17 protein-coding genes are annotated in these 21,339 nt (G+C 45.8%); 6 read left to right on the forward strand and 11 right to left on the reverse strand.

Annotated features, from left to right (window positions below):
• Positions 1-64: 64 nt before the first annotated feature.
• On the reverse strand, positions 65-985 hold the full coding sequence (gene speB / locus ITG12_RS25880) for an agmatinase (RefSeq protein WP_038882222.1): 921 nt from the start codon (positions 983-985) through the stop codon (positions 65-67).
• Position 986: 1 nt separating this feature from the next.
• Complete coding sequence (speA, locus tag ITG12_RS25885; RefSeq protein WP_038882241.1) at positions 987-2,897, reverse strand: arginine decarboxylase; 1,911 nt, start codon at positions 2,895-2,897, stop codon at positions 987-989.
• Between the two features lie 336 nt (positions 2,898-3,233).
• On the opposite strand from speA, the gene ITG12_RS25890 reads away from it, so the two are divergent.
• Positions 3,234-3,983 (forward strand): MBL fold metallo-hydrolase, encoded by a 750-nt coding sequence (locus ITG12_RS25890; protein ID WP_248875090.1) that lies wholly within the window; start codon positions 3,234-3,236, stop codon positions 3,981-3,983.
• A gap of 59 nt (positions 3,984-4,042) precedes the next feature.
• Here ITG12_RS25890 and ITG12_RS25895 read toward each other — a convergent pair whose 3' ends face one another.
• The 3 genes from ITG12_RS25895 to ITG12_RS25905 form a co-directional block, all read right to left on the reverse strand.
• Positions 4,043-4,471 (reverse strand): RimK/LysX family protein, encoded by a 429-nt coding sequence (locus ITG12_RS25895; protein WP_005432588.1) that lies wholly within the window; start codon positions 4,469-4,471, stop codon positions 4,043-4,045.
• Between the two features lie 61 nt (positions 4,472-4,532).
• Positions 4,533-5,438, reverse strand: a complete 906-nt coding sequence (rimK, locus tag ITG12_RS25900) for a 30S ribosomal protein S6--L-glutamate ligase (protein ID WP_005438260.1) — start codon at positions 5,436-5,438, stop codon at positions 4,533-4,535.
• Positions 5,439-5,762: 324 nt separating this feature from the next.
• A complete protein-coding gene (locus ITG12_RS25905) occupies positions 5,763-6,377 on the reverse strand; it encodes a TetR/AcrR family transcriptional regulator (RefSeq protein WP_039976063.1) in 615 nt (204 codons plus the stop codon).
• 155 nt (positions 6,378-6,532) lie between these two features.
• Between ITG12_RS25905 and ITG12_RS25910 the strand changes: the two genes are divergently transcribed.
• Together ITG12_RS25910 and ITG12_RS25915 are read left to right on the forward strand one after the other, a co-directional pair.
• Entirely contained in the window at positions 6,533-7,546 is a 1,014-nt protein-coding gene (locus ITG12_RS25910) for an MBL fold metallo-hydrolase (protein WP_104029610.1), read from the forward strand.
• A gap of 96 nt (positions 7,547-7,642) precedes the next feature.
• A complete protein-coding gene (locus tag ITG12_RS25915; protein ID WP_038882232.1) occupies positions 7,643-7,987 on the forward strand; it encodes a DUF5329 family protein in 345 nt (114 codons plus the stop codon).
• Here ITG12_RS25915 and ITG12_RS25920 read toward each other — a convergent pair.
• Positions 7,955-8,854, reverse strand: coding sequence for a LysR family transcriptional regulator (locus ITG12_RS25920; RefSeq protein ID WP_038882234.1), 900 nt, complete (start codon positions 8,852-8,854; stop codon positions 7,955-7,957). The genes ITG12_RS25915 and ITG12_RS25920 overlap by 33 nt on opposite strands.
• Before the next feature lie 527 nt (positions 8,855-9,381).
• Positions 9,382-9,627: a hypothetical protein gene (locus tag ITG12_RS25925; protein ID WP_042599972.1), complete on the reverse strand. Its 246-nt coding sequence runs from the start codon at positions 9,625-9,627 to the stop codon at positions 9,382-9,384.
• Between the two features lie 167 nt (positions 9,628-9,794).
• Between ITG12_RS25925 and ITG12_RS25930 the strand changes: the two genes are divergently transcribed.
• Entirely contained in the window at positions 9,795-10,661 is an 867-nt protein-coding gene (locus ITG12_RS25930) for a helix-turn-helix domain-containing protein (protein ID WP_038882238.1), read from the forward strand.
• Positions 10,662-11,350: 689 nt separating this feature from the next.
• Here the strand turns inward: ITG12_RS25930 and ITG12_RS25935 are convergent.
• Complete coding sequence (locus ITG12_RS25935; protein ID WP_005438242.1) at positions 11,351-11,689, reverse strand: YggL family protein; 339 nt, start codon at positions 11,687-11,689, stop codon at positions 11,351-11,353.
• 219 nt (positions 11,690-11,908) lie between these two features.
• Between ITG12_RS25935 and ITG12_RS25940 the strand changes: the two genes are divergently transcribed.
• A complete protein-coding gene (locus tag ITG12_RS25940; RefSeq protein ID WP_248874499.1) occupies positions 11,909-13,945 on the forward strand; it encodes a PhoX family phosphatase in 2,037 nt (678 codons plus the stop codon).
• A gap of 106 nt (positions 13,946-14,051) precedes the next feature.
• Here the strand turns inward: ITG12_RS25940 and ITG12_RS25945 are convergent, their stop codons facing one another.
• Together ITG12_RS25945 and ITG12_RS25950 are read right to left on the reverse strand one after the other, a co-directional pair.
• Entirely contained in the window at positions 14,052-15,443 is a 1,392-nt protein-coding gene (locus ITG12_RS25945) for a family 1 glycosylhydrolase (RefSeq protein ID WP_038875305.1), read from the reverse strand.
• 147 nt (positions 15,444-15,590) lie between these two features.
• Positions 15,591-17,651, reverse strand: a complete 2,061-nt coding sequence (locus ITG12_RS25950; RefSeq protein WP_248874501.1) for an ATP-binding protein — start codon at positions 17,649-17,651, stop codon at positions 15,591-15,593.
• A 178-nt stretch (positions 17,652-17,829) separates the two neighbouring features.
• Between ITG12_RS25950 and ITG12_RS25955 the strand changes: the two genes are divergently transcribed.
• Positions 17,830-19,179 carry a sigma-54 dependent transcriptional regulator gene (locus ITG12_RS25955; RefSeq protein ID WP_038875298.1) on the forward strand — a complete coding sequence of 450 codons (1,350 nt, stop codon included), beginning with the start codon at positions 17,830-17,832 and terminating at the stop codon, positions 19,177-19,179.
• Positions 19,180-19,242: 63 nt separating this feature from the next.
• Here ITG12_RS25955 and brnQ read toward each other — a convergent pair whose 3' ends face one another.
• On the reverse strand, positions 19,243-20,553 hold the full coding sequence (gene brnQ, locus ITG12_RS25960; RefSeq protein WP_038875295.1) for a branched-chain amino acid transport system II carrier protein: 1,311 nt from the start codon (positions 20,551-20,553) through the stop codon (positions 19,243-19,245).
• Between the last annotated feature and the right edge of the window lie 786 nt (positions 20,554-21,339).

Below are 21,339 nucleotides of genomic sequence, written 5' to 3' on the forward strand. Positions count from 1 at the left end.
TTAAAAGCAGAAAAGGGAGCCGTGACTCCCTTTAAAAAACAGCGTTTACTTAAAACAACTTTTGTTATTCGCGACCTGAAGCGTAGGCGTAAAGCAACTCAAGTGCGACAGTTGCGCCAGCCAATGCCGTTACATCGCTGTGGTCGTAAGGAGGGGAGACTTCCACTACGTCCATACCTACGATGTTCATGCCAGCGAAACCACGAATGATCTTCAGAATTTTATCTGAGTTCAGACCGCCACAAACTGGTGTACCTGTACCCGGTGCAAACGCCGGATCCAGACAGTCGATGTCAAAAGTGACATACACAGGCTTATCCGCAACAGTGCGACGAATCTCTGCCAGAATCTCTTCTACAGACATGTCGTTCGCTTGCATCGAGTTGATCACATTGAAGCCGTGATCTTGTTGGTCATATTCAGTACGAATACCAATTTGAACTGAGTTCTTCGCAGAAATCAGACCTTCTTTTGGTGCATGGTAGAACATAGTACCGTGGTCGTAAGAACTGCCGTTTGCGTATGTGTCAGTGTGCGCATCGAAGTGAATCAGTGCCATTTGACCATGGTGTTTTGCGTAAGCACGTAGGATTGGTAGCGTGATGAAGTGATCACCACCCAAGCCTAGCATTGTCTTGCCGCTCTTTAGAATCTCACTTGTTGCCGCTTCTAGGCGGTATGTGAAATCTTCAGCATCACCACAATCGAACACAAGGTCACCTGCGTCGATCACTTTCAATTTATCAAATACGTTGAAGTCCCAAGGGAACTTCTTGCCTTCCCAAGCAAGGTTTACTGACGCACGACGGATCGCATCTGGACCCATACGCGCACCAGGACGACCAGAAGTCGCCATGTCCAGAGGAACCCCTAGCACTACAACGTCTGCGTCTGCCGATACTGGATTTTTGATGTACGGTCGACGTAGAAACGACATAGAGTTGGAGTAAAGCGAATAATCGGTTTTCGTAAACAAATCATTCATATCAGAAGTCCTCTAAATAGGTGTAGCCTGCCAAACCTTGTTCTAGTTCAGCTAGGATTTGTTCTTGTTCACTGGCTTCAACACGTGCTGAAACCAATTGTTTGTAATTGTCACGAATCGCATCTACGTCGATGTGAACGTAGCGCATCATGTCTTCTACGCTATCACCTTCGTTGATGTAGCTGATCTCAAATTGACCTTCTTCATCAACATTGACTACTGCACTGTGGGTATCACCAAATAGGTTGTGCATGTCACCAAGGATCTCTTGGTATGCGCCTACTAGGAAGAAGCCCATTAGGTACGGTTTGTCGTTGCTCCATGCTGGTACTGGTAGCGTGCTCTCAATGCCTTGGCCATCAACGTAGTGGTCAATTACGCCATCGGAGTCACAAGTGATGTCCAACATCACCGCACGACGCTCTTCTACATCACCGAGACCAGAAAGCGGCAGAACAGGGAAGACCTGATCAATACCCCATGCATCTGGCAGGGATTGGAAAAGAGAGAAGTTCACGAAGAACTTGTCTGCAAGACGTTCGCTCAACTCATCCAAAATAGGACGGTGGAAACGGTTCTTAGTACTCATTTGACGACTTAGCTCGAAGTAAATGCGTAGTGACAGTTGCTCTGCCCACGCACGTTGTTCAAGGTTTAGTACGCCAGTCGCGAATTGTGAGTGAACCTCTACCAAATCGCTTTGGGTATCGTTGTAAATTTCAATTAATGCACGCGCATCCGTACCATCTTGCAGGTTCTCCCAGTTTCGCCACATGTTTTGTAGCAAGAATGGAGCGTCTGCAGCTGGCTCGAACACTTCTTCCGGTTGGTATGTTTCAGTACCAATGACGTTAGAGATAAGTACAGCGTGGTGTGCAGTTAAAGAGCGCCCCGATTCAGAGATAATCACTGGCATCGGTTGTTCGTACTGCTGACACACATCACCGACGGTATTTACGATGTTGCGCGCATATTCTGCAAGGCCGTAGTTCATCGAGTTCGAAGATTGGCTACGTGTGCCGTCGTAGTCTACTGCTAAACCGCCGCCAACATCGAAGTAATCAATGTTTGCACCCATGGCACGTAATTCACAATAGAAACGTGCTGATTCGTTTACACCATTACGCACGTCACGGATGTTCGCCATCTGTGAGCCAAGGTGGAAGTGAACCAATTGCATGGTGTCCAGTTTGTCTTCGCGTTTTAGGCGATCAATCACGCTCAATACTTGAGACGCCGATAGGCCGAACTTCGATTTCTCACCGCCGCTTGCTTGCCATTTACCCGCACCTTGAGATGCAAGGCGGATACGCAAGCCAAGACGTGGTGTTACGCCCAAGCTTTTTGCTTCTTCAAGTACTAGATCAAGCTCAGATAGCTTCTCTAGTACGATAAATACTTTGTGACCTAGCTTTTCACCGATCAGTGCAAGACGCACGTATTCACGGTCTTTATAGCCATTACACACGATCACGGAGCTGCCTTGTTGAGCTAGTGCAAGTACTGCCAATAGCTCTGGCTTACTGCCTGCTTCAAGACCCAGCTGTTTATTTTCTAGCTGTGCTTGGCTTGCTAAGATCTCATCAACCACTTCGCGCTGTTGGTTTACTTTAATTGGGTACACCAACAGGTATTTGTTTGGATATTGGTATTCTTCAATTGCTTGGTTGAAAGCTTGGCAAATGCCATGCACGCGTTGGTGTACGATTTGTGGGAAGCGCACTAACACAGGCAGATTAAACTGCTTAGCTTCTAGTTCATTTACAATCGCACTGAAAGGGATTTGGTGTGCACGGTCACTACGAGGAGATACGTATACCTCGCCTTGGTCATCAATTCCGTAGAAGCCTTGGCTCCAGTAGTGAACGTTGTAGTCCGCGCGGATGCGGTCTAATTTAGTTGCTTTTTCCAACTCGATTCTCACAAAAATGTATTTAAGCCCTCATTGGAAATAGAGGAGAAAATACAAAAAAGCAAATCATGAGGCGCTAACCTCATACCCTGACACGAACTCCGTGTGCGCGCATTAACGGATAAAACCCAACCAGAGTCTAATGATTAAAATTTGTGCTTTCGATTAACAACTGTTGTTGATGGTTGGTGTAAACATTTATTTAACAGGCTGTCCATTCTGCTGTTATAGTTGGTCTGACCAGTAAGGATTTGGTCGACAAAAAATAAGAACAAAGACTCAACAAAACAAGGACATGTTTTGCAGCTGCACAGAATTCAGGGATACATCCAAACCATGTATCTCGCCGAGTATCCAGACAAATTGATGCTGCTTGATGGCGCAAGTCGAGCGGATATTCCTCACCTCAAAGATTTTATCGAGCATCAGCTCAATCGCCCATTCACAGACCTAAAGTTGGTCGTCGTTACCCACATGCACCCAGACCATGCTGGTGCGGCGCACAAGCTAAGAGATTTGACGGGCTGCAAGCTATTGGCAGCCAAACGAGACACACATTGGTATGGCGGTTTTGATGGTTGGCTAATGCATCTTACGGATTTGATTTTGGCACGTTGGATGGCGAACCGAATGCGCAAACCCAAGCGCAACTTATGGTATTCGCGAAAACTAAGGCCGGATATTGAGCTGGTGGATGGAGAGGTGATTCCCGGTTTTGCTGATTGGCAGATATTGGAAACTCCGGGGCATACCGACAGGGATTTATCGGTTTATCATGCCGAACAGAGTGTATTGTACGTAGCGGATTTAATGGTACAGGTAAAAAGCCATTTGATAGCGCCATTTCCTATCTTTCATCCTAACCAATATCGAAGCTCGTTAAAGCGCGTTTTTGAGATGAAACCAAGCTGTTTATTGGCGGCACATGGAGGCGAAGTGGAGTTTGATGAAGACGCGTATCAACATATCATCAATACCTCACCGGTTAGACCCATTACGCATTGGCGAGTAACGAAGATAAAACTGAAAGGATTAATGCGTTCTGTTCTGAAAAGGAAGAACGATAGACAGGAGAAGGGCAGCTAGAAAACCAGAGAAGAGCCAGATGAGCGACCACGGAGTTCGCTCATCTGAAGCTACGGGGATTATGGAGCCAATAAATGAGATTGGCTCGGGTCTACCAGAACTTTGTCTGCCATACCCTGACGACCTAACAACATCATGTAAGTCATCTTTTCACGGTTAGTTAGCGTGATGTCGATTGGCCACTCTTGGTCGCCCATGCGCAGCATCGTTGTGATCACGCAGCGGTGTTCGAAAGTACCGTTTGATGATTTCACTTTGCGGTTCGCCTTCAGTGGAGCTTTACAGCGAACGACTTGCTCTAAGTGGTAAACATCTGGGTGTAGATCGAACTCTACGTATGACTGACCGTCTTGTTCAGTGCACTCTAGGTTATCTACGTGCAAAGAAGAAGTCTGTGCGCCTGTATCAATACGCGCTTCAAGGTGAGTAATCCCTAACTCAGGTAAGCAAATTGCTTCGGCGTTCCCAATGATCATTTTCTGATTCATAGTGTCATCCTAGCGATGAGTCAAAAGAGAGCCCTTTATCAGGCTCTCACTCAAACAATTATCAGCCTTTACCGCGAGTACGGTTAGCGTTTGGTTTTGCGTTCTTCTCGATGAAGTCGAAGATCATGCCAGCAACGTCTTTTTCAGTTGCTGATTCGATACCTTCAAGGCCTGGAGAAGAGTTCACTTCCATTACCACAGGGCCATTCTTCGATTGAAGAATATCAACACCACATAGGTTTAGACCCATAACTTTCGCTGCGTTGATTGCGGTTGCGCGCTCTTCTTTGCTTAGTTTTACAAGCTGAGCAGAACCACCACGGTGAAGGTTAGAGCGGAACTCGCCTTCTTTTGCTTGGCGTTTCATTGCTGCGATAACTTTGTTACCCACTACGAAACAACGGATGTCTGCGCCGTTTGCTTCTTCAATGAACTCTTGCACCATGATGTTTGCTTTTAGGCCCATGAATGCTTCGATAACACTTTCTGCTGCTTTCGTTGTCTCAGCAAGAACAACACCGATACCTTGAGTACCTTCAAGTAGCTTGATAACCAGTGGTGCGCCGCCAACGTTTTTGATCACGTCCTGAATGTTGTCAGGGTGGTGAGCAAAACCTGTGCGAGGTAGACCAATGCCTTTACGTGATAGCAGCTGCATAGAGCGTAGCTTGTCACGAGAGCGGCTGATTGCTACTGACTCGTTCACACAGAATGTGCCCATCATTTCAAACTGACGTACAACCGCTGTACCGTAAAAAGTGATAGATGCACCGATGCGTGGAATAACCGCGTCGTACTTTGGCAATTCTTCACCCATGTAACGGATCTTAGGGTTGTTACTCGTAATATCCATATAACAGTGCAGAGTATCGATAACATCAACTTGATGTCCGCGCTCTTCACCCGCCTGCTTTAGGCGCATGGTTGAATATAGATTCTCATTACGAGAAAGAATAGCAATACGCATGGCAATTCCTTAGTAAGTCAGTACCAAATTAAAAATGTAAGTATAGAGTATAGTGAGTGGGTGTAATTGATGTGACAGAATCCACTCTCTTCAGCGACTTAGAATTGTGGTTGGACAACCACGTCGTCAGAGGTGCGAACCTTAGGGCGTTTTCTCAGTAGATGAAAACGAAAAAATATCGTCGATACGACAAAAATAATTTATCGAACTCTCACAGCCTTGCTGTATGCGACTGTCAAGGGAATGAAAAAGAAAAATGAGTCAAAATTACATCAATTTACTATGGCATAAATCACAAAAAAGCGGCCATTCAGCCGCTTTTTGTTATTGAACTAAGTAATGACTTAAGAAGAGTTCAGCCGTTTGGGTGGCTAAACCCCTAGATTCTTCCAAGTTTAGCGAAGCTCGCATCCCCATCAATTGTGGCCAGAATGCGCTGCCTTTAATTAAGTTGTGCAATTGAATGCTTGCCACGTCCACATCATCAACCTTCAATGTGTTTTTTTCTGATTGTTGCGTGAGCCAACGGTACAAGGCCGTTTCTTGCTTCGACATGTGTTCCGCTTGTTCTTTGAGATCTTCCGGCTTAAACAAGAAATGTCCGAAAGCCACTTTCGCCAGTTCAATATAATCAGGTGCGGTTACCACGATAATTTCGCTGTACAACAATTCGACCAGTTGATCTTTTAGCGGGAGTGTTGGTAAACGTTCAATGTCGCTATCCATCATTGAAGAACGCCATAGTTCGGTTAGTAACTCTGTCACGATCGCTTCTTTAGAAGGGAAGTGGTTGTAGACCGTGCGTTTAGAGACTTGTGCGATAGCAGACAGCTTATCCATGCTGGTGTTTTGCACCCCAAACTCTTGGAACGCTTGCTTTGCTGCGCACAGGATGGCTTCTCTTTTGGTCTCACTGCGACCTTTTCTTTTTACATTCATAAACTTGCCGAGTTAAGAAGATCATTTCTGGATCTATTTTACACTAAGTAGTTTACTTTTGATAATTAGAATGTAAACTGCACCGTGTAGTTTACTTTTGTTCGGGTTAACTTTTTATGAAAAAAACTTTGCTAGCCACAGTAGGAGCGTTCGCGATGGGTACATCAATGATTTCTTGTTCTAATGTTGATACTGAAAAAGCGCCAACATACCCGGACAAATTTGCCAACACAGAGTTGGAATACAAAAGCAGCTTGGGTGACATGTTCGGCATCATGAAAGCCTACTTTACGACTGAGCGCCTCAATCCAACGCCAACGATTGAAATTCCGGTTCATGCCATGACAGCGAATCAACTGTTAGAAGAGCAAGATGATGTTATCTACCGTTTAGGGCACTCAAGTGTATTAATGAAACTCGATGGCAAATTGGTAATGACTGATCCTGTATTCAGTGATCGCGCGTCTCCTGTGCAATGGGCGGGGCCAAAACGTTTTCACCAAACACCAATCACGCTAGAAGATTTACCAAGTATCGATGTGGTGGTGATCAGCCATGACCATTACGATCACCTAGATAAAGCTTCTATTAAAGTATTAGGCGACAAAGTGGGCACTTTCTTGGTGCCGTTAAAAGTCGGTCAGTTGTTAGTCAACTGGGGCGTGCCTAAGGAGAAAGTGATCGAGCTAGATTGGTGGGAGTCACATTCTGTCGACGGCATTGAATATACACTGACTCCGACTCAGCATTTCTCTGGTCGAGGTTTGACAGACCGTGATACGACCCTGTGGGGCAGTTGGGTTATTAATGCACAACAACACAAAGTGTTCTTTAGTGGTGACTCTGGTTACTTCAATGGCTTTAAAGAGATTGGTGATAAGTACGGTCCGTTTGATTTCACTATGATTGAAACCGGTGCATACAATGAACTTTGGTCAGACATTCACATGTTCCCAGAGCAAAGTGTTCAAGCACACATTGATGTGCAGGGCAAAGTAATGATGCCGATTCACAACAGTACGTTTGATCTGTCGATGCATGATTGGAATGAACCGATGCAACGCGCGTTAGACATTAGTGAAGAGCGCGGTGTAACGTTAGTGAGCCCTGAGATTGGTCAACGTTTGGCGATTGCGGAGCCTCAGCCTGCTAAGACATGGTGGCAATAATTGCTGGGCTAAACAGCCAAACACCAGAATAGTTAAGTCACTTATTAGTAGTTACTTGGTATTAGTTACGTGGTCAGGGATAAGGATAAAGATGCAATGAAAGCAAAGTGGACACTGTTACTTACATTAAGCATTCTGCCTATCTTTACACTAGCAGGGGTAGAGCAAGATGTCTCGACGTTGATAAAGCGAGTTGAGCAATCCTCTTGCACCTTTATCCGCAACGGCAAGGCGTACACTAATCAAGAAGCGGCAGAACACATGCGCAATAAATGGGATTACGCCAAAGATGACGTTGATTCCGTGGATTTGTTTATAAAAGAGGTCGCGTCAAAGAGCTGGTTATCTGGCAAACCCTATTGGGTGGATTGCCAAGACAAACGCATTACCAGCGAAGAGTGGCTAACTTCATTGATGAGCTCCACCAATCACATCCAATAATACTTCTTTGATGGTCTGGTATCGCAGTGGCAGTGTGCGGCTGCGTTTTCTCACCAAAAACAAATCTTCGTACACCGGTTGTTTTAACTCAGCCACATACAACTCTTCTCTTAATGAAAAGCTTTCCACCGCACTGTAGGGCAAAACAGTAAAACCAAGCCCTTTGCTGACGGGCAAAAGAATCTGACTGAGTTGGTTAACGTAGCCCGATAATGGCATGTCACTGACCTTGATCTCTTTGAGTAAAGGTTCTGCACATTGGTCGAAAAACAACGTCATATAATGCTCAGCATCAGGATGGCCAATCACGCCGCAACTTCGAAGCAGTTCAGGCGTTAACGTTTTTCCATGATAGGACTTTGGTAAGATCAGACACAGCGCTTCTCTGCCAATTTGTTCACTTTGGAAAACACTCTTATTGGGAGAGTAAGTCACGATGCCCATATCAATACGGCCATCAGCAACCCCGTTTAGAATCGACTGGTTTGGTGCCGCTTCCAAGTGAATCGACAATCCGCGATGCTGGGTTTGTTTTTCAAGCAGTGGATCAAACAGCATCAAGGCAAGTGCTCCGGAGCAAGCTAGCTTGCAATGACCTGCAAAGGGATCATCGAAGCTCAGATCTTCCAGTAAGTTTTTCTCTTTCTCTTCCAACTCTAACGCGTAGGTATACACCATTCGGCCTTGCTCTGTCAGTTCAAAGCTTTTGTTCTCGCGCTTAATCAATGGGTGCTGACAAGCTTGCTCTAGCTTTTTGATGTGCTGACTGACACCGGGTTGGGTCATATAGAGCTTTTCTGCTGTCTGAGTAAAGTGGCCGACTTCGACAAGAGTTTTGAATGTGTGTAACCAAACTGGATTAAGCATAGGACGTTGTTTGCTCAGCGTTTATTAAAGAAAGCGTTTCGAGAGAAAGTGTAGAAATAATAGCATGATGCGTGGAATAACGCAGAGGAGGATGGTAAATGACAGGCAAAATAAAACCCCGCCTGGTTTCCCAGACGGGGCTTATTCTTTTTCGCAGCAATCCGGCTACTAATAGGTGCTCCCTGCATCTATCCTTGATTGTGGCTAAGTCCTTTAACCGAGTTCCTTGTTCATCGCCTTCCTAGCGGTGTCCATTCTTGCCTATCATCCTGACGGGCGAACTCTATCCTAGAGCTTAACTACATCCTTGCTGACAACTCATCCTAAGCTATCAAATCTTCATCCTGAAGATACCCAATCCTTTAGGCTTTTTTCCTGTTCCCGCCAACATCCTGTCGACACACTTAGTATTGTTGTTTTGCTGATTACTCTCAATCAGCTAGGTAAAAAAACTTTGGCAGCGAATATTGCTTAAAAAAGGATAATTATTAATTTTCAGTTAGTTAGGTTTGTTGTTCGATTTGTTCTTAGTCAAAAATGGTCGTTTTGCTTACATCGCTTGTGAGAGATCTCGCACAAGGTGCCGAGCGAATGTACGAATCGGCGTCTTTTTCGTCTTGTTTAAGAGTTTGCTCAAGATCACAACTCGACTTGTAGCCATAAGATTTGGCGATGGTATTGGATGAAATCCCCATTTCTTTTATCGCAAACACAGCCCACTCATCACGAGTTTTTTGCATAATCTGGCGTAGCTTGGTTTTAAAGTTACTCATAAAAGCTCCTTAGTTAGCTTATCTTTACAAGAGAAGAATAAGGAGCGTGATGAGGCTTAGTTGATAGTATGCCGCTCAATATCAATACTATTGAGGCGTGATGAAGAATATGTCGGTAATACTGATATTATTTGCGCGTGAAACAATACTATCTTGTGGGGTATCAAATGGCGCACATCGAAAAAGTACCGCAAAGGCCTGGTTTTTCTTGGCGCTACCGTCGTATTGATGAACCAGCGAAAGAATACGATTTTCATTTTCACGATGATGTTTTTGAGTTGGTCATCCACCGCCACTTTACGGGGACTTTGCACATTGGGCATCACGAGCTAGAGGTGACCCACAATCAGATGCTGCTAATTGCGCCGGGTGTGCCTCACTCTATTCACTCCACGTCGGTAGAAAGCAATTGCGAGACTCATGTGATTTGGTTTAAGCGTGAGTGGATCGCGAACCTAATGTTCTATTGTACTGAGCTACGCAAACTAGACCCGTTATTGAAAGCCGCAAATAAAGGAGTGGTGTTCTCTGAGCGAACGGCACAGCAAGTAGTGGATCTTCTGCAAGAGTTGATGAAAGTGCCCGCGATGGAACAATTGTCGAGATTCATTCATATCTTATCTTTGGTTGCCCATGACGAAGCGGCGAAAACCTTGATGACCCATTCTTATCTTTCGATGAGTGAACACGAGCAACAAGAAAGAGCACGCGTCGCAAGTGTGAACGCGTATCTTGAGCAGCATTTTGCCAACAAGGTGACATTGGCTGATTTAGCCGATTACTTGTCGTTGAGTGAAAGTGCGGTCACACGATTGTTTCAAAAGCACTTTAAAGAGCCGTTTAGCCAACGCTTGATGAAGCTACGCATCAACCATGCCGCGGATTTATTGCAATCGACGGAGTTACCAATAGGAATTGTGTTTGAGCGAGTTGGGTATCGCAATCAAGCTTTGTTCAATCGCCACTTTAAAACCTACAAGGGACTGACTCCGAGAGATTACCGACAGCATTACCAGCAGCGAATCCAACCTTAGTTTGAGCATGTGCGTACTTTTGTTATTTACTGAACTGGAATTTATGTGCAACTGGTATATTATTTGCTAGGTTATCTAAGAATCGTTATTAAGATTCGATGACAGGTTAAATAGGGAACTTGATTGCCATATTTCTGTCATAAGTGATGAGTAAGTTGACCGTATCAACAAGATAAAAGCCGTTTTACTGGTCAAAAAATGACTGCAACGCTTCTACTTTTATCATTATGTTGTGAAATTAGTCACGGTTAATTGATTCGTTCCTCGATAGATTGAAGAGGAATACAACCTTAGACAATAAGCTCAAGATGAGCGTTACCTATATAGATGAGGGAGATTGCTATGAAAAAGATGAGAAGAGCTCAGCTACACCGTGTTCGCATCCAATACTGGAAAGACACAAAGACTGAGACTGCTAAAAAAGCATAGTAAACCATACTCAATGGCACTGAGCTGGCAATGGACGGATAACCTTCCATAAAATGCCAGCTCTAAAATTATCTAGCGCATCCATACTTTCCAAGACTCCAGCTTTCCTAAACTAAGCTTCCCAAAAAAAACAAACGTTCCACTCTTTCTAGATTCAACATTTCAGCACAAAACCATAGCCTTAAATGCAAAAAAGCCAGTCCGAAGACCAGCTTTCTCATTACTTGCTCAACTCTATTTATTACAGAGTGATTCCGTAATTACAGGTAGTTTGCGTCAACCAGTTCGCCAGCTTTTGCGCTGCTTACTTCTGGGCGAGCTTGTAGCCAAGCTAGAACTTGTGCTTTTTGTTCTTCAGTTGCGCTTTCGTAACGCTCTGTTGAACATAGGAAGCCTTCAAACAGCTCTAGGCCACCGCCACCGAAGCAAAGGTTTAGGCCATCAATGTAGTCGATAAACTCATCAACGAATGCATCGTAACGGTCAAAGTCGTTGATGTCAGTCTCACAGCTGATCTCAAAACCTAGGATTGCGAATTCGCCTAGGAACAGCTTCTTGCGAAGACGACGATTTTTGTTATCGATTTTATCTAGTTTCATGATTATTTCTCGTAGATGATTTGAGTAAACCTTATACCTCCAAATCTAGCTCAGCCCAAGCAAAATCGAAAGTACGTAGAATAGAGGGGCGATTTATAACATTTTCTAAACACAAAGTTCATAAAGATAGACTAGTTCTGTCACTTTTCTCTTCCAAACTTCCCCTCGCTCAATGATTTACAAACCTATAATTCAACCTAACACTGGGAAAGCAACACCATGAGTAAGGAAACCTTCGACGCGACGCGTTACAACCAGAGTAATAACAAACCTTTTGAAGAAGTACTGGAAGCGAGCCTATCTCGACGCAGTATCCTGAAAGGTGGCCTAGGTATCAGTGCGATGACCGCTTTTGGCGCATTTGGTCTATCAGGGTGCAACTCTTCTAGTTCAGGCACTTCTGCTGGTGGCGGCTCTGGCGTTTCAAGTGCAGTCCTGAATTTTGATTCGATTCCGGGCTCACTGACGGATGCAGTATCGATTCCGCAAGGTTACATAGCACAAGTATTGGTGCCATGGGGTACGCCTCTAAACGCACAAGGTAATGCATGGAAAGACGACGGCAGCAACACGAGTACCGACCAGCTTAATGCATTGGGTATGCACCACGACGGCATGCACTTTTTCTCGCTAAACGACAGCGACACTGACGGCTTGTTGTGTATCAACCACGAGTACATTGATACCGCAGCTCTGCATCCAAGCGGTCCGACAGCCGTGGGCGGTGTGCGTACTATCGTCGACGAAGTTCGTAAAGAAATTAATGCACATGGTGTGTCTGTGGTTCGCGTTCAACTTGAAGACAACATGTGGAAGTTGGTGGATACCGATCCACTAAACCGCCGTTACACTGGCGCGACAGTCATGGATCTTTCTGGCCCTGTCGCGAATACAGAATTGACCGTGACTCGCTTCTCGCAAGATGGCAGCCAAGCGCGCGGCACACTGAACAACTGTGGCAATGGTTTTACGCCTTGGGGGACTTACCTAACGTGTGAAGAGAACTGGCCGGGTTACTTTGTTAACGCTGGTGTTCGTACTGAAGAACAAGATCGTATTGGTGTTGATGACACAAGCACTCGTTACCTATGGGAAACGTTAGCGGGTAATGCGGAAGAGCGTTTGGACGAGTTCACGCGATTCAATGTAGAACCAACAGGCGCAAGCGCATTGGACGATTACCGTAACGAGGCGAACGGCCATGGTTACATTGTTGAAATCGACCCTTATACGCAAAACTCGCGTGCGAAGAAGCGTACTGCACTAGGCCGCTTCCGCCATGAAGGCTGTACATTCGGCAAGCTTGAAGAAGGCAAACCAGTGGTATTCTACTCTGGTCACGACTCTCGCTTTGAGTACCTATACAAATTTGAATCTGCGGCAGCGTGGGATCCTGCGGATGCTAACCCTGATAACCGCTTGGCGATGGGTGACAAGTACATGGATGAAGGCACACTGTATGTGGCGCGCTTCAACGAGGACAGCTCTGGTACTTGGCTACCACTGACGCTAGACAGCACGACGGCTTCTGGTGGCACACTTGCAGACAGCTTCAATTCTCTAGCAGAAATCATCTTGAATACGGCGGGTGCAGCTGACCTTGTTGGTGCGACGCCAATGGATCGCCCAGAGTGGTGTACCGTTGACCCATTCACAGGCTCGGTTTACCTGACGCTAACGAACAACACCAAGCGTACAGAGGAAACTAACCCTGCAAACCCACGTTTGAACAACAAGTTTGGTCACGTAATCCGTTGGGATGAAGGCGAAGCAGCAACAGACTTTACGTGGGATATCTTTGTGTTTGGCTCTCCAGCAAACGGTGATGCGGACACTAACCGTTCGAGCTTGACCGAGCTTAACCAGTTTGCGAGCCCAGACGGCTTAGCGTTTGATCCTCGCGGCATTCTGTGGATTCAAACGGACAACGGTGCAGATGAAGTGACGTCTTACACCAATGACCAAATGCTTGCGGTTGTACCTTCTAAGCTGACGGATGAAAACGGCACACAAGAAGTGATCGGTGCAGAAAACCAAGCTGAGTTGAAACGTTTCTTCGTTGGCCCTAACGGCTGTGAAGTGACGGGCTTTACCATTAGCCCAGATTACAAGTCTCTGTTCGTGAACATTCAGCACCCAGGCAACTGGCCTTACAGCGACAATGCAGCAGAAGAAACACCTGCAGGGATGACACTGCGTCCACGTGCCGCGACGGTGGTTATTCGCCGTGAAGACGGTGGTGAAATTGGTGTTTAACCAATAGGTCATACGACTGAATATCGGGAATAAGAAAAGCCCTGCGTTTGCAGGGCTTTGTTTTTTCTATCTAAATACACATGCACTTTATATCTAGACAAGTAACTTAGTTTTTGAGCGAGCCGCCCGCAGTGCGAATCACATCTTGATACCAGAAGAAGCTCTTCTTACGTTTACGTTCTAACGTACCTTGACCATCGTTGTGGCGATCAACGTAGATGTAACCGTAACGTTTGCTCATTTCAGCGGTTGAGTTCGCGACCAAATCGATCGGTCCCCAACTGGTGAAGCCCATCAGCTCAACGCCATCCAAAATTGCTTCATGTGCTTGTACAAGATGGTCGTTCAAGTAAGCGATGCGGTAATCATCTTGAATCTCACCGTTTTCATCGATTTCATCACGTGCACCTAAGCCGTTTTCTACGACGAACAGTGGCTTTTGGTAGCGATCGTGTAGGAAGTTCAGCAGAACGCGAAGGCCTTTTGGATCGATTAACCAACCCCATTGGCTCTTCTCAAGATATGGGTTTGGTACGCTATCGACGATGTTACCCACTTCTTTCTGTTTCGGGTCTGCACTTGCACAGCCACTTGCGTAGTAGCTGAATGAGATGAAATCGACACTTGCCGATGCGATCTCTTCTAAATCGCCTGCTTCCATCTGAATTTCAATGCCATTTTCACGGAAGTAACGCTTCATGTAACCAGGGTATTGACCACGAGTTTGTACATCACCGAAGAACAACCACTTGTTGTTTTCGTGCATGGCAGCAAGCACGTCATCAGGGTTACAAGTGTACGGGTAGTTGATTGCGCCAAGCAGCATGTTACCAATCTTGCCGTTTGGTACGATTTGCTGACACAGTTTTACCGCTTTTGCGTTGGCGACTAGTTGGTGGTGAATCGCTTGATAAATCTCTTGTTCACTGGCGTCTTCTTGCAAACCAACACCAGTAAATGGTGCGTGCAGTGACATGTTGATTTCGTTGAACGTTAACCACAGTTTTACTTTGTCTTTGTAGCGTTCCAGCACGGTGCGGGCATAACGTTCGAAGAAATCGATGACGCGACGATCGCCCCAACCACCGTAGTTCTCGACCAGTGCGTAAGGCATTTCGTAGTGAGATAAGGTCACGAAAGGTTGGATGTCGTGCTCGGCAAGTTCGTCAAAAATTTTATCGTAGAACGCCAAACCTTCTTCGTTAGGTTCTAGCTCGTCACCGTTCGGGAAGATGCGGCTCCATGCCAAAGATAGGCGCAGACAGTTAAAGCCCATCTCTTTGAATAGCGCAATGTCTTCTGGGTAGCGATTGTAGAAGTCGATCGCCACGTCTTTTATACCCGGCGTACGTTCTTCACGGGTTTGATGCGGACTCAAAATACCGTTTGGCAGCATGTCTGATGTCGATAACCCTTTACCCCCAAGGTTGTACGACCCTTCTACTTGGTTTGCAGCAATGGCACCGCCCCAAAGAAAATGTTCAGGAAACTTAATCATGTTTCTCACTCTTTATCGTTCGGAAGTTATTCGTTCTATTTGCTTGAGAATAGTGTAGGTCAAGGAGGGATTCTTGTATCGAGATCGTGTTTTTCTCAAACAGCGGGGATGCCTAGTTCTAATGATGATTTTGTAATCAATATCAACCTAGGCTGATTTGAAAAACAAAGTGAAAGTCAGCCCATTTTGTTCATTCTTATGCACGCTAATTTGTCCATTCATATCACGCATATTGTTGGCCGTAATTGCTAAACCTAGCCCCAATCCTTCCCCAATTTTCTTTGAGGTTTGGAAGGGCTCGAACATGGACTCAAGCATCTCATCTGACACGCCGCAGCCATTATCACTGACGATCAGTTCGACCCGATTGCCGGTTGGGTTGACGATCAAGTTGAGCTGCGGGTTGGTGGTGTTGTTCATTGCGTCTAGCGCATTCGAGACAAGATTACCGAGCACCTGAAGCAGTCGTTGTTCTTCACCCATGATGTTAGGTAAGTCATGAGGAACCCGGACACGCACATCCACCTTGTCTAATTGAGATTGATAAACGCGTAAGGTCTCTTCGAGTGCGGAGGTAAGAGAAATTGCCTGCAAGCTTTCTGGTTTGTTATAGGCAAACGTCTTTAGCTGACTAGTCATGCTTGCCATGCGATCAATCAGCTTCTGGACCAATACGTTGTTAGCTTTCATCATCTCGGTTTCACCGCGTTCTGCTAGTAGCTCGTTCGTGGTGAGCAGGGTGCGCAAGCCCGTCAGTGGCTGATTGAGCTCATGAGTAATCGCGCTCGACATGCGACCCAAAGCGGCCATTTTGCTCGATTCAATTAACTGGCTTTGCGCTTCTTTTAGCGCTTGAGTTCGCTCTTCTACTCGCTGCGCCAGCTCTTGGTTGACCTGTTGCAGTGATTGCTCGGCTTTTTTCCGCTTGCTGATGTCGATGATCGTCGCAAGGAAATACTGCTCGCCATGCCAAGGGAAACTGGTCAGTGAGAACAAGACAGGGAAGACGCTACCGTCACTGCGTCTGGCGATGGTTTCGACCGTGCTGATCTCTGCGAGCTCTTTATGTTTAGGTAAATCCTTAAGCAACTTGAGTGTGGTGGAATTGGGGTTGCCTGCATCGAATAACTCCCAAGCAAAAGCGTGTCGATTGACGCTTTCTGGTAAACAGAATAAACGCTTCGCCATTGGGTTGAGATCGAACAGTTGCCCTTGTTCATCAATCAATAGCAAACCAACGTGGGTCTTATTGATCATCTGTTTCAAGCGGCGTTGGGACTCTTCCAACAGAGCTTGAATTCTTTGTTGGTTGATGTGCTTTTGGCGGCGTTGTAAGCCAATGATGACGAGTAATACAACCAATAAGAGCAGCGCTGCTACACTCCAACCAATCACATTGATGGTTTGTTGAATCGGCTTAGAAGGGGTGAGGTAGCTTACGTACCAATTCAAATCATCTAACTTTACGGTGTGCGCAAAATAGCGTTGCTGATTGAGCGTCCATAGGTTGATATTGGTGTTGTCGTACAAACGTTGAGTTTCTAATTGAACGGTGTTGCTTGGTTCGTTAAACCAATCAGCGTTGTAGAGAGAGCTGCTTGATAGGAAAAAGCGTTGCTGGCGATTTTGCAACGTAATGATGTCTTGGCTGGTAATGGTCTGTTCGGTCAACAGGCTGAGGTTGATTTGCACCACGACAATACCTGCGATATCCAGACCGTCGTAGATAGGGGCTGCAAGATAATACAACGGACTCGAACCTTTGGTTTTGTTCACCAAGGAAACCCCACCACCTTGATTGTGAATTTGTTCCACAATGGCTTTTCGGTCAGACAGGCTAAAGCGCTCTTCGATTAAACTCGAGACCAATACTTCGCCAGAGTTAGACAGGATTAGCCAGCCTTCCGTATTGGCGGCTTTATCTAGCTGAGTCAGTTGGGTTTGCAATGGCTCGTAATAAGTCAGACTCCCTTTCACAAACGCGATGGTTTCAGGGTTATTGGTGACGAGATAAGGCAGGTGATAGAAGCGTTTGAGTGCACGGCGAACTTCACCAATATAGTCGAGCAGTTTTTGTTGAGCTTCGGTTTGAGTTTGTACGCTCAACCACTGACGAGCCACCTCTCTGCTGGCGCTATAGCAAGACAACATCAGCACTGCCGCAATTGCGACCACAAGCCATGTTTTGCCATTCCTTTTGCGCTGCATACTGACTCCATTCAGCTAGTGCGTTCTCACCGACAGTCATTAAAGAGTGCGCCTAACTGGTTGGATGTTAAAGACTTGTAAGCAAGAAGTGAGATCTAGCTCCTTTTCTCCTCAGTGGTTTTTGCTACCGTTAATAAAGAGCGATTTCTTTCCCATCCCATAAAGCAGGCAGTAACTCATGGCTTTTGACGACATCCCTAAAATTGCACTTATCGAAGACGATGACATTGTTCGTCAGGCTACCAGCCAATGGCTGCAACTGGCGGGGTTTGATGTGACCGCATTCAGTTTAGGCAAAGAGGGCAAAGCGGCCATTCTTAGCCAAGAATTTGATGCGATTGTCAGTGATGTTCGCCTGCCAGACACCGATGGTTTGTCGATACTAGAAAGCCTGATTGCCAATCACATTCCAACGCCGATTATCTTGATCACCGGACATGGTGACGTTGATATGGCGGTAGGCGCATTACAAAACGGTGCGTTCGATTTTATCGAGAAACCTTTCCAACCAGAGCGCTTATCCCAACGAGTGACCGAAGCGGTAGAAAGCTATCGCGCACAAACTTCTACTCAAGATCGCCAAGAGTATCTATCGAGCGTGAGCGGTTTAGAGGAAGTGCTGATTGGGCGAAGCCGAGTGATGCAACAGCTTAGAGAACAAGTTGCCAAGTTAGCACGCATTGATACCAACGTGATCATTTACGGTGAAACAGGTTGTGGTAAAGAGTTGGTGGCGACCAGTTTGCATAATGAAAGCCAACGTCGAGCTCATCATTTTGTGCCAATCAACTGTGGCGCTATTCCTGAGAACCTGTTTGAAAGTGAGCTGTTTGGGCATGAAGCTGGGGCATTTACTGGAGCAGGTAAAAAGCGCATTGGTAAGTTGGAATACGCGGATAAAGGCACCTTATTTTTTGATGAAATAGAGAGTATGCCGCTATCTATGCAGGTGAAAGTGTTGCGTTCATTACAAGAACATACGGTGGAGCGCGTTGGGGGTAATCAGCAGATCTCGGTTAATTTGAGAGTGATCGCCGCCGCGAAAGAAGATCTCAATGATCATGATGAGTTTCGTCAGGATTTGTATTATCGGCTCAATGTGGCGCAGATCTATTTACCACCATTGCGTGAGCGAGAAGAAGACGCGTTGATCTTGTTCGAACACTTTGCCCTGAAAAGTAACCCTGAGAGTCGTCCATTGAGTGAAGCCGATAGAAAAGCTGTTCTGGCTTATGCTTGGCCTGGGAACGTTCGTGAGTTGAGAAATGTAGCGATGCGTTTTGCACTGGATGAAACTGTCTCCGTAATGGAAATTCTCTCCAGTCGACCATCTTCTACAACCGAAGAGACACAAGCAGGCGTTCCGTTGGCGATTCAGCTCCACAACTTTGAACGTAAAGTGCTGCATGACTCGCTAGTTCGACACCAAGGACGAATTACGGATGTGATGGTCGAGCTAGATTTACCGCGTCGAACCCTCAACCAAAAGATGCAGAAGTTTGGTTTGAATCGCTCTGACTATACATAGAAAAAACGGCTTCTAAGGAAGCCGTTTTTTGTTGAGGTACTTTTTGTTGAGGTATTCGCCAATCTAGGCTTGGTTTGCCAACTCGGTATGTTGCTGAGTTGCCTTGCGGGTAAAGACTACACCCACAATCACCATAGCAATCGTTGGAACAATCCAGCTTGCAAAGTAGTGGTACAGCGGCATGTTGCTATCTAACCATTGGTTTGCGGCTTCTGGCATGTAACCTAGGATGTGCAGCGCATCAACGCAGCCAAACGTTAGAGCAGTGAACGCCGTCGCGACGACCATGATTTGCGACATCTTGTTGCGCACTGGTGCCATGATCATCAACGCAATCGCGACTGGGTGAAGCGCCACAACCGCTGGCAATGTGATCGCCAATAGTTGCTCTAGACCTACGTTAGCGATCAAACCTGCCAATACCATGGTCGTGATCACGCAGCCTTTGTAGTTCACTTTGCTGAAAGTGTTGTCGTAAAACTCACTGCCTGCTGTGGTTACGCCGATAGCAGTAGTCAAACACGCCAATACCATCACGGCACCTAGTAATAGTGAGCCAAATGCGCCGAAGTGGCTGAAGGTGAACGCCGTTAAGATGTCGCCACCATTGCTGAACTCAGAACCCAAGTACGAGCTCGTCGAACCAATGTAAGCTAATGAGATGTAAACAAATGCCATGGCAACCGCGTACATCAGAGCTGCGATTAGCGTGTATTTTGCAGTGGCTTTCGGACAATCCACACCCATGCTACGAATCGCGCGGAAGATAATCCAACCAAAACCGATAGAACCTAGCGCATCCATGGTCATGTAGCCTTGGGTCAAGCCTTCAGCAAATGCGCCAGATACGTATGGACCGGTTGCTGTGGTTAGCTCACCTGCAGGAGAAATCAAAGCCGTCACAGACATGATGATTAAGATAGCCATCAAGGCAGGCGTTAAGATCTTACCTAGGTTGTCGACCAACTTACCCGGATATAGGGCAAATAGAATGGTGATAGCACAGAAGGCAATAGTGAAAGGCACCAAAGCGGCATTACCAAACATTGGTGCAAAGCTAAATTGGTAAGCGACGGTAATGGCACGTGGTATTACGAACGCAGGACCAATCACGATAAACACCATTACCCAAAAACTGGTCGCCAAAGGTTTAGGTAGGGCAGCGGTTAATTTGTCTGAACCGTTCACGATAGCCACCATCACCAGTGCCATCGCAGGCAGACCTACGCCCGTTAAGAGGAAGCCAGACATCCCGCTCAGAAAGTTTTCACCTGCTTGGTAGCCCAAAAATGGAGGGAAGATCAGGTTACCCGCGCCTAAGTACATGGCGAAAGTCATGAAGCCCAAAGCGGCGATATTGCGTGCGCTTAACATTGTTATTCCTCTTATGTTTCGCTTGGAAGAAACTGAAAGGAATGGGAGGAGTATGTGGTGTTCCCGTCAGCTTCTTCTCAAGCTGACAGAAAGTTTAGATATAGCCTGTCAGCTCTAAATCAGTTTCAGAGAGAGCAGGAGGATCGCAGCAGCAACGCCTGATGGGCGTTTTAAAGCGAATTGTAATTGCGCAGTTGCTGACATGGATGATCCTTAATGACGAAAAAATACCAAGGAATACGTTTGCCTTGGCGTGTTTCTACCCTAACGAACATAGGGCTATTGGCACAACCCCGAAGTAGAAAATAAGTTGATACGGTCAACGTTTGTTTCTGAACTGGTGGATCGAACTGCTTTTTAAATTCAAAATTAGAATAAATGACTTTTCATTTCTGTAACATGACTTGTTTTGCTGTATTTTTGTGCTATTTGTAGTCGTTTAGGCTATAAACCTCCGCTGATAAAGTGAGCAGTTTAGAATGATGCGCTTTTTCTTCTTATTGTTAAGACGCTCATTAGTTGCAGTTCAACCCAAAATTGCATCGGCAAAATATTGCTTATTAGTGAATCGTGCATTTATTTTGTCTTGATCACATTTTATTAACCTTTTGCGATCTAGGCGTACAACCTTCTTCTCTTCAATGAGCAAGATCTTGCTCATTACTTTGCTATCAAATCAGCATGATTTTGCTCATTTTTGATGTCTTTCAGCACTTAGTTCAATAAATACAAAGGGTTAAAAGTTGGCATTTCAATTGCTCTAGGGAATGTGTTGTTAATAAAGAT

Source organism: Vibrio sp. ED002 (assembly GCF_023277445.1).
Classification (GTDB): Bacteria; Pseudomonadota; Gammaproteobacteria; order Enterobacterales; family Vibrionaceae; genus Vibrio; species Vibrio jasicida.

What these genes read in the sequence shown, in the direction of transcription:
- ITG12_RS25910 (WP_104029610.1), top strand. Translation starts at nt 6,533, where the DNA reads ATGGGTACATCAATGATTTCTTGTTCTAATGTTGATACTGAAAAAGCG.
- ITG12_RS25920 (WP_038882234.1), bottom strand. Translation starts at nt 8,854, where the DNA reads ATGCTTAATCCAGTTTGGTTACACACATTCAAAACTCTTGTCGAAGTC.
- brnQ (WP_038875295.1), bottom strand. Translation starts at nt 20,553, where the DNA reads ATGTTAAGCGCACGCAATATCGCCGCTTTGGGCTTCATGACTTTCGCC.
- ITG12_RS25945 (WP_038875305.1), bottom strand. Translation starts at nt 15,443, where the DNA reads ATGATTAAGTTTCCTGAACATTTTCTTTGGGGCGGTGCCATTGCTGCA.
- ITG12_RS25915 (WP_038882232.1), top strand. Translation starts at nt 7,643, where the DNA reads ATGAAAGCAAAGTGGACACTGTTACTTACATTAAGCATTCTGCCTATC.
- ITG12_RS25930 (WP_038882238.1), top strand. Translation starts at nt 9,795, where the DNA reads ATGGCGCACATCGAAAAAGTACCGCAAAGGCCTGGTTTTTCTTGGCGC.
- speB (WP_038882222.1), bottom strand. Translation starts at nt 985, where the DNA reads ATGAATGATTTGTTTACGAAAACCGATTATTCGCTTTACTCCAACTCT.
- ITG12_RS25955 (WP_038875298.1), top strand. Translation starts at nt 17,830, where the DNA reads ATGGCTTTTGACGACATCCCTAAAATTGCACTTATCGAAGACGATGAC.
- ITG12_RS25935 (WP_005438242.1), bottom strand. Translation starts at nt 11,689, where the DNA reads ATGAAACTAGATAAAATCGATAACAAAAATCGTCGTCTTCGCAAGAAG.
- ITG12_RS25925 (WP_042599972.1), bottom strand. Translation starts at nt 9,627, where the DNA reads ATGAGTAACTTTAAAACCAAGCTACGCCAGATTATGCAAAAAACTCGT.
- ITG12_RS25940 (WP_248874499.1), top strand. Translation starts at nt 11,909, where the DNA reads ATGAGTAAGGAAACCTTCGACGCGACGCGTTACAACCAGAGTAATAAC.
- ITG12_RS25950 (WP_248874501.1), bottom strand. Translation starts at nt 17,651, where the DNA reads ATGCAGCGCAAAAGGAATGGCAAAACATGGCTTGTGGTCGCAATTGCG.
- rimK (WP_005438260.1), bottom strand. Translation starts at nt 5,438, where the DNA reads ATGCGTATTGCTATTCTTTCTCGTAATGAGAATCTATATTCAACCATG.
- ITG12_RS25905 (WP_039976063.1), bottom strand. Translation starts at nt 6,377, where the DNA reads ATGAATGTAAAAAGAAAAGGTCGCAGTGAGACCAAAAGAGAAGCCATC.
- ITG12_RS25890 (WP_248875090.1), top strand. Translation starts at nt 3,234, where the DNA reads ATGTATCTCGCCGAGTATCCAGACAAATTGATGCTGCTTGATGGCGCA.
- ITG12_RS25895 (WP_005432588.1), bottom strand. Translation starts at nt 4,471, where the DNA reads ATGAATCAGAAAATGATCATTGGGAACGCCGAAGCAATTTGCTTACCT.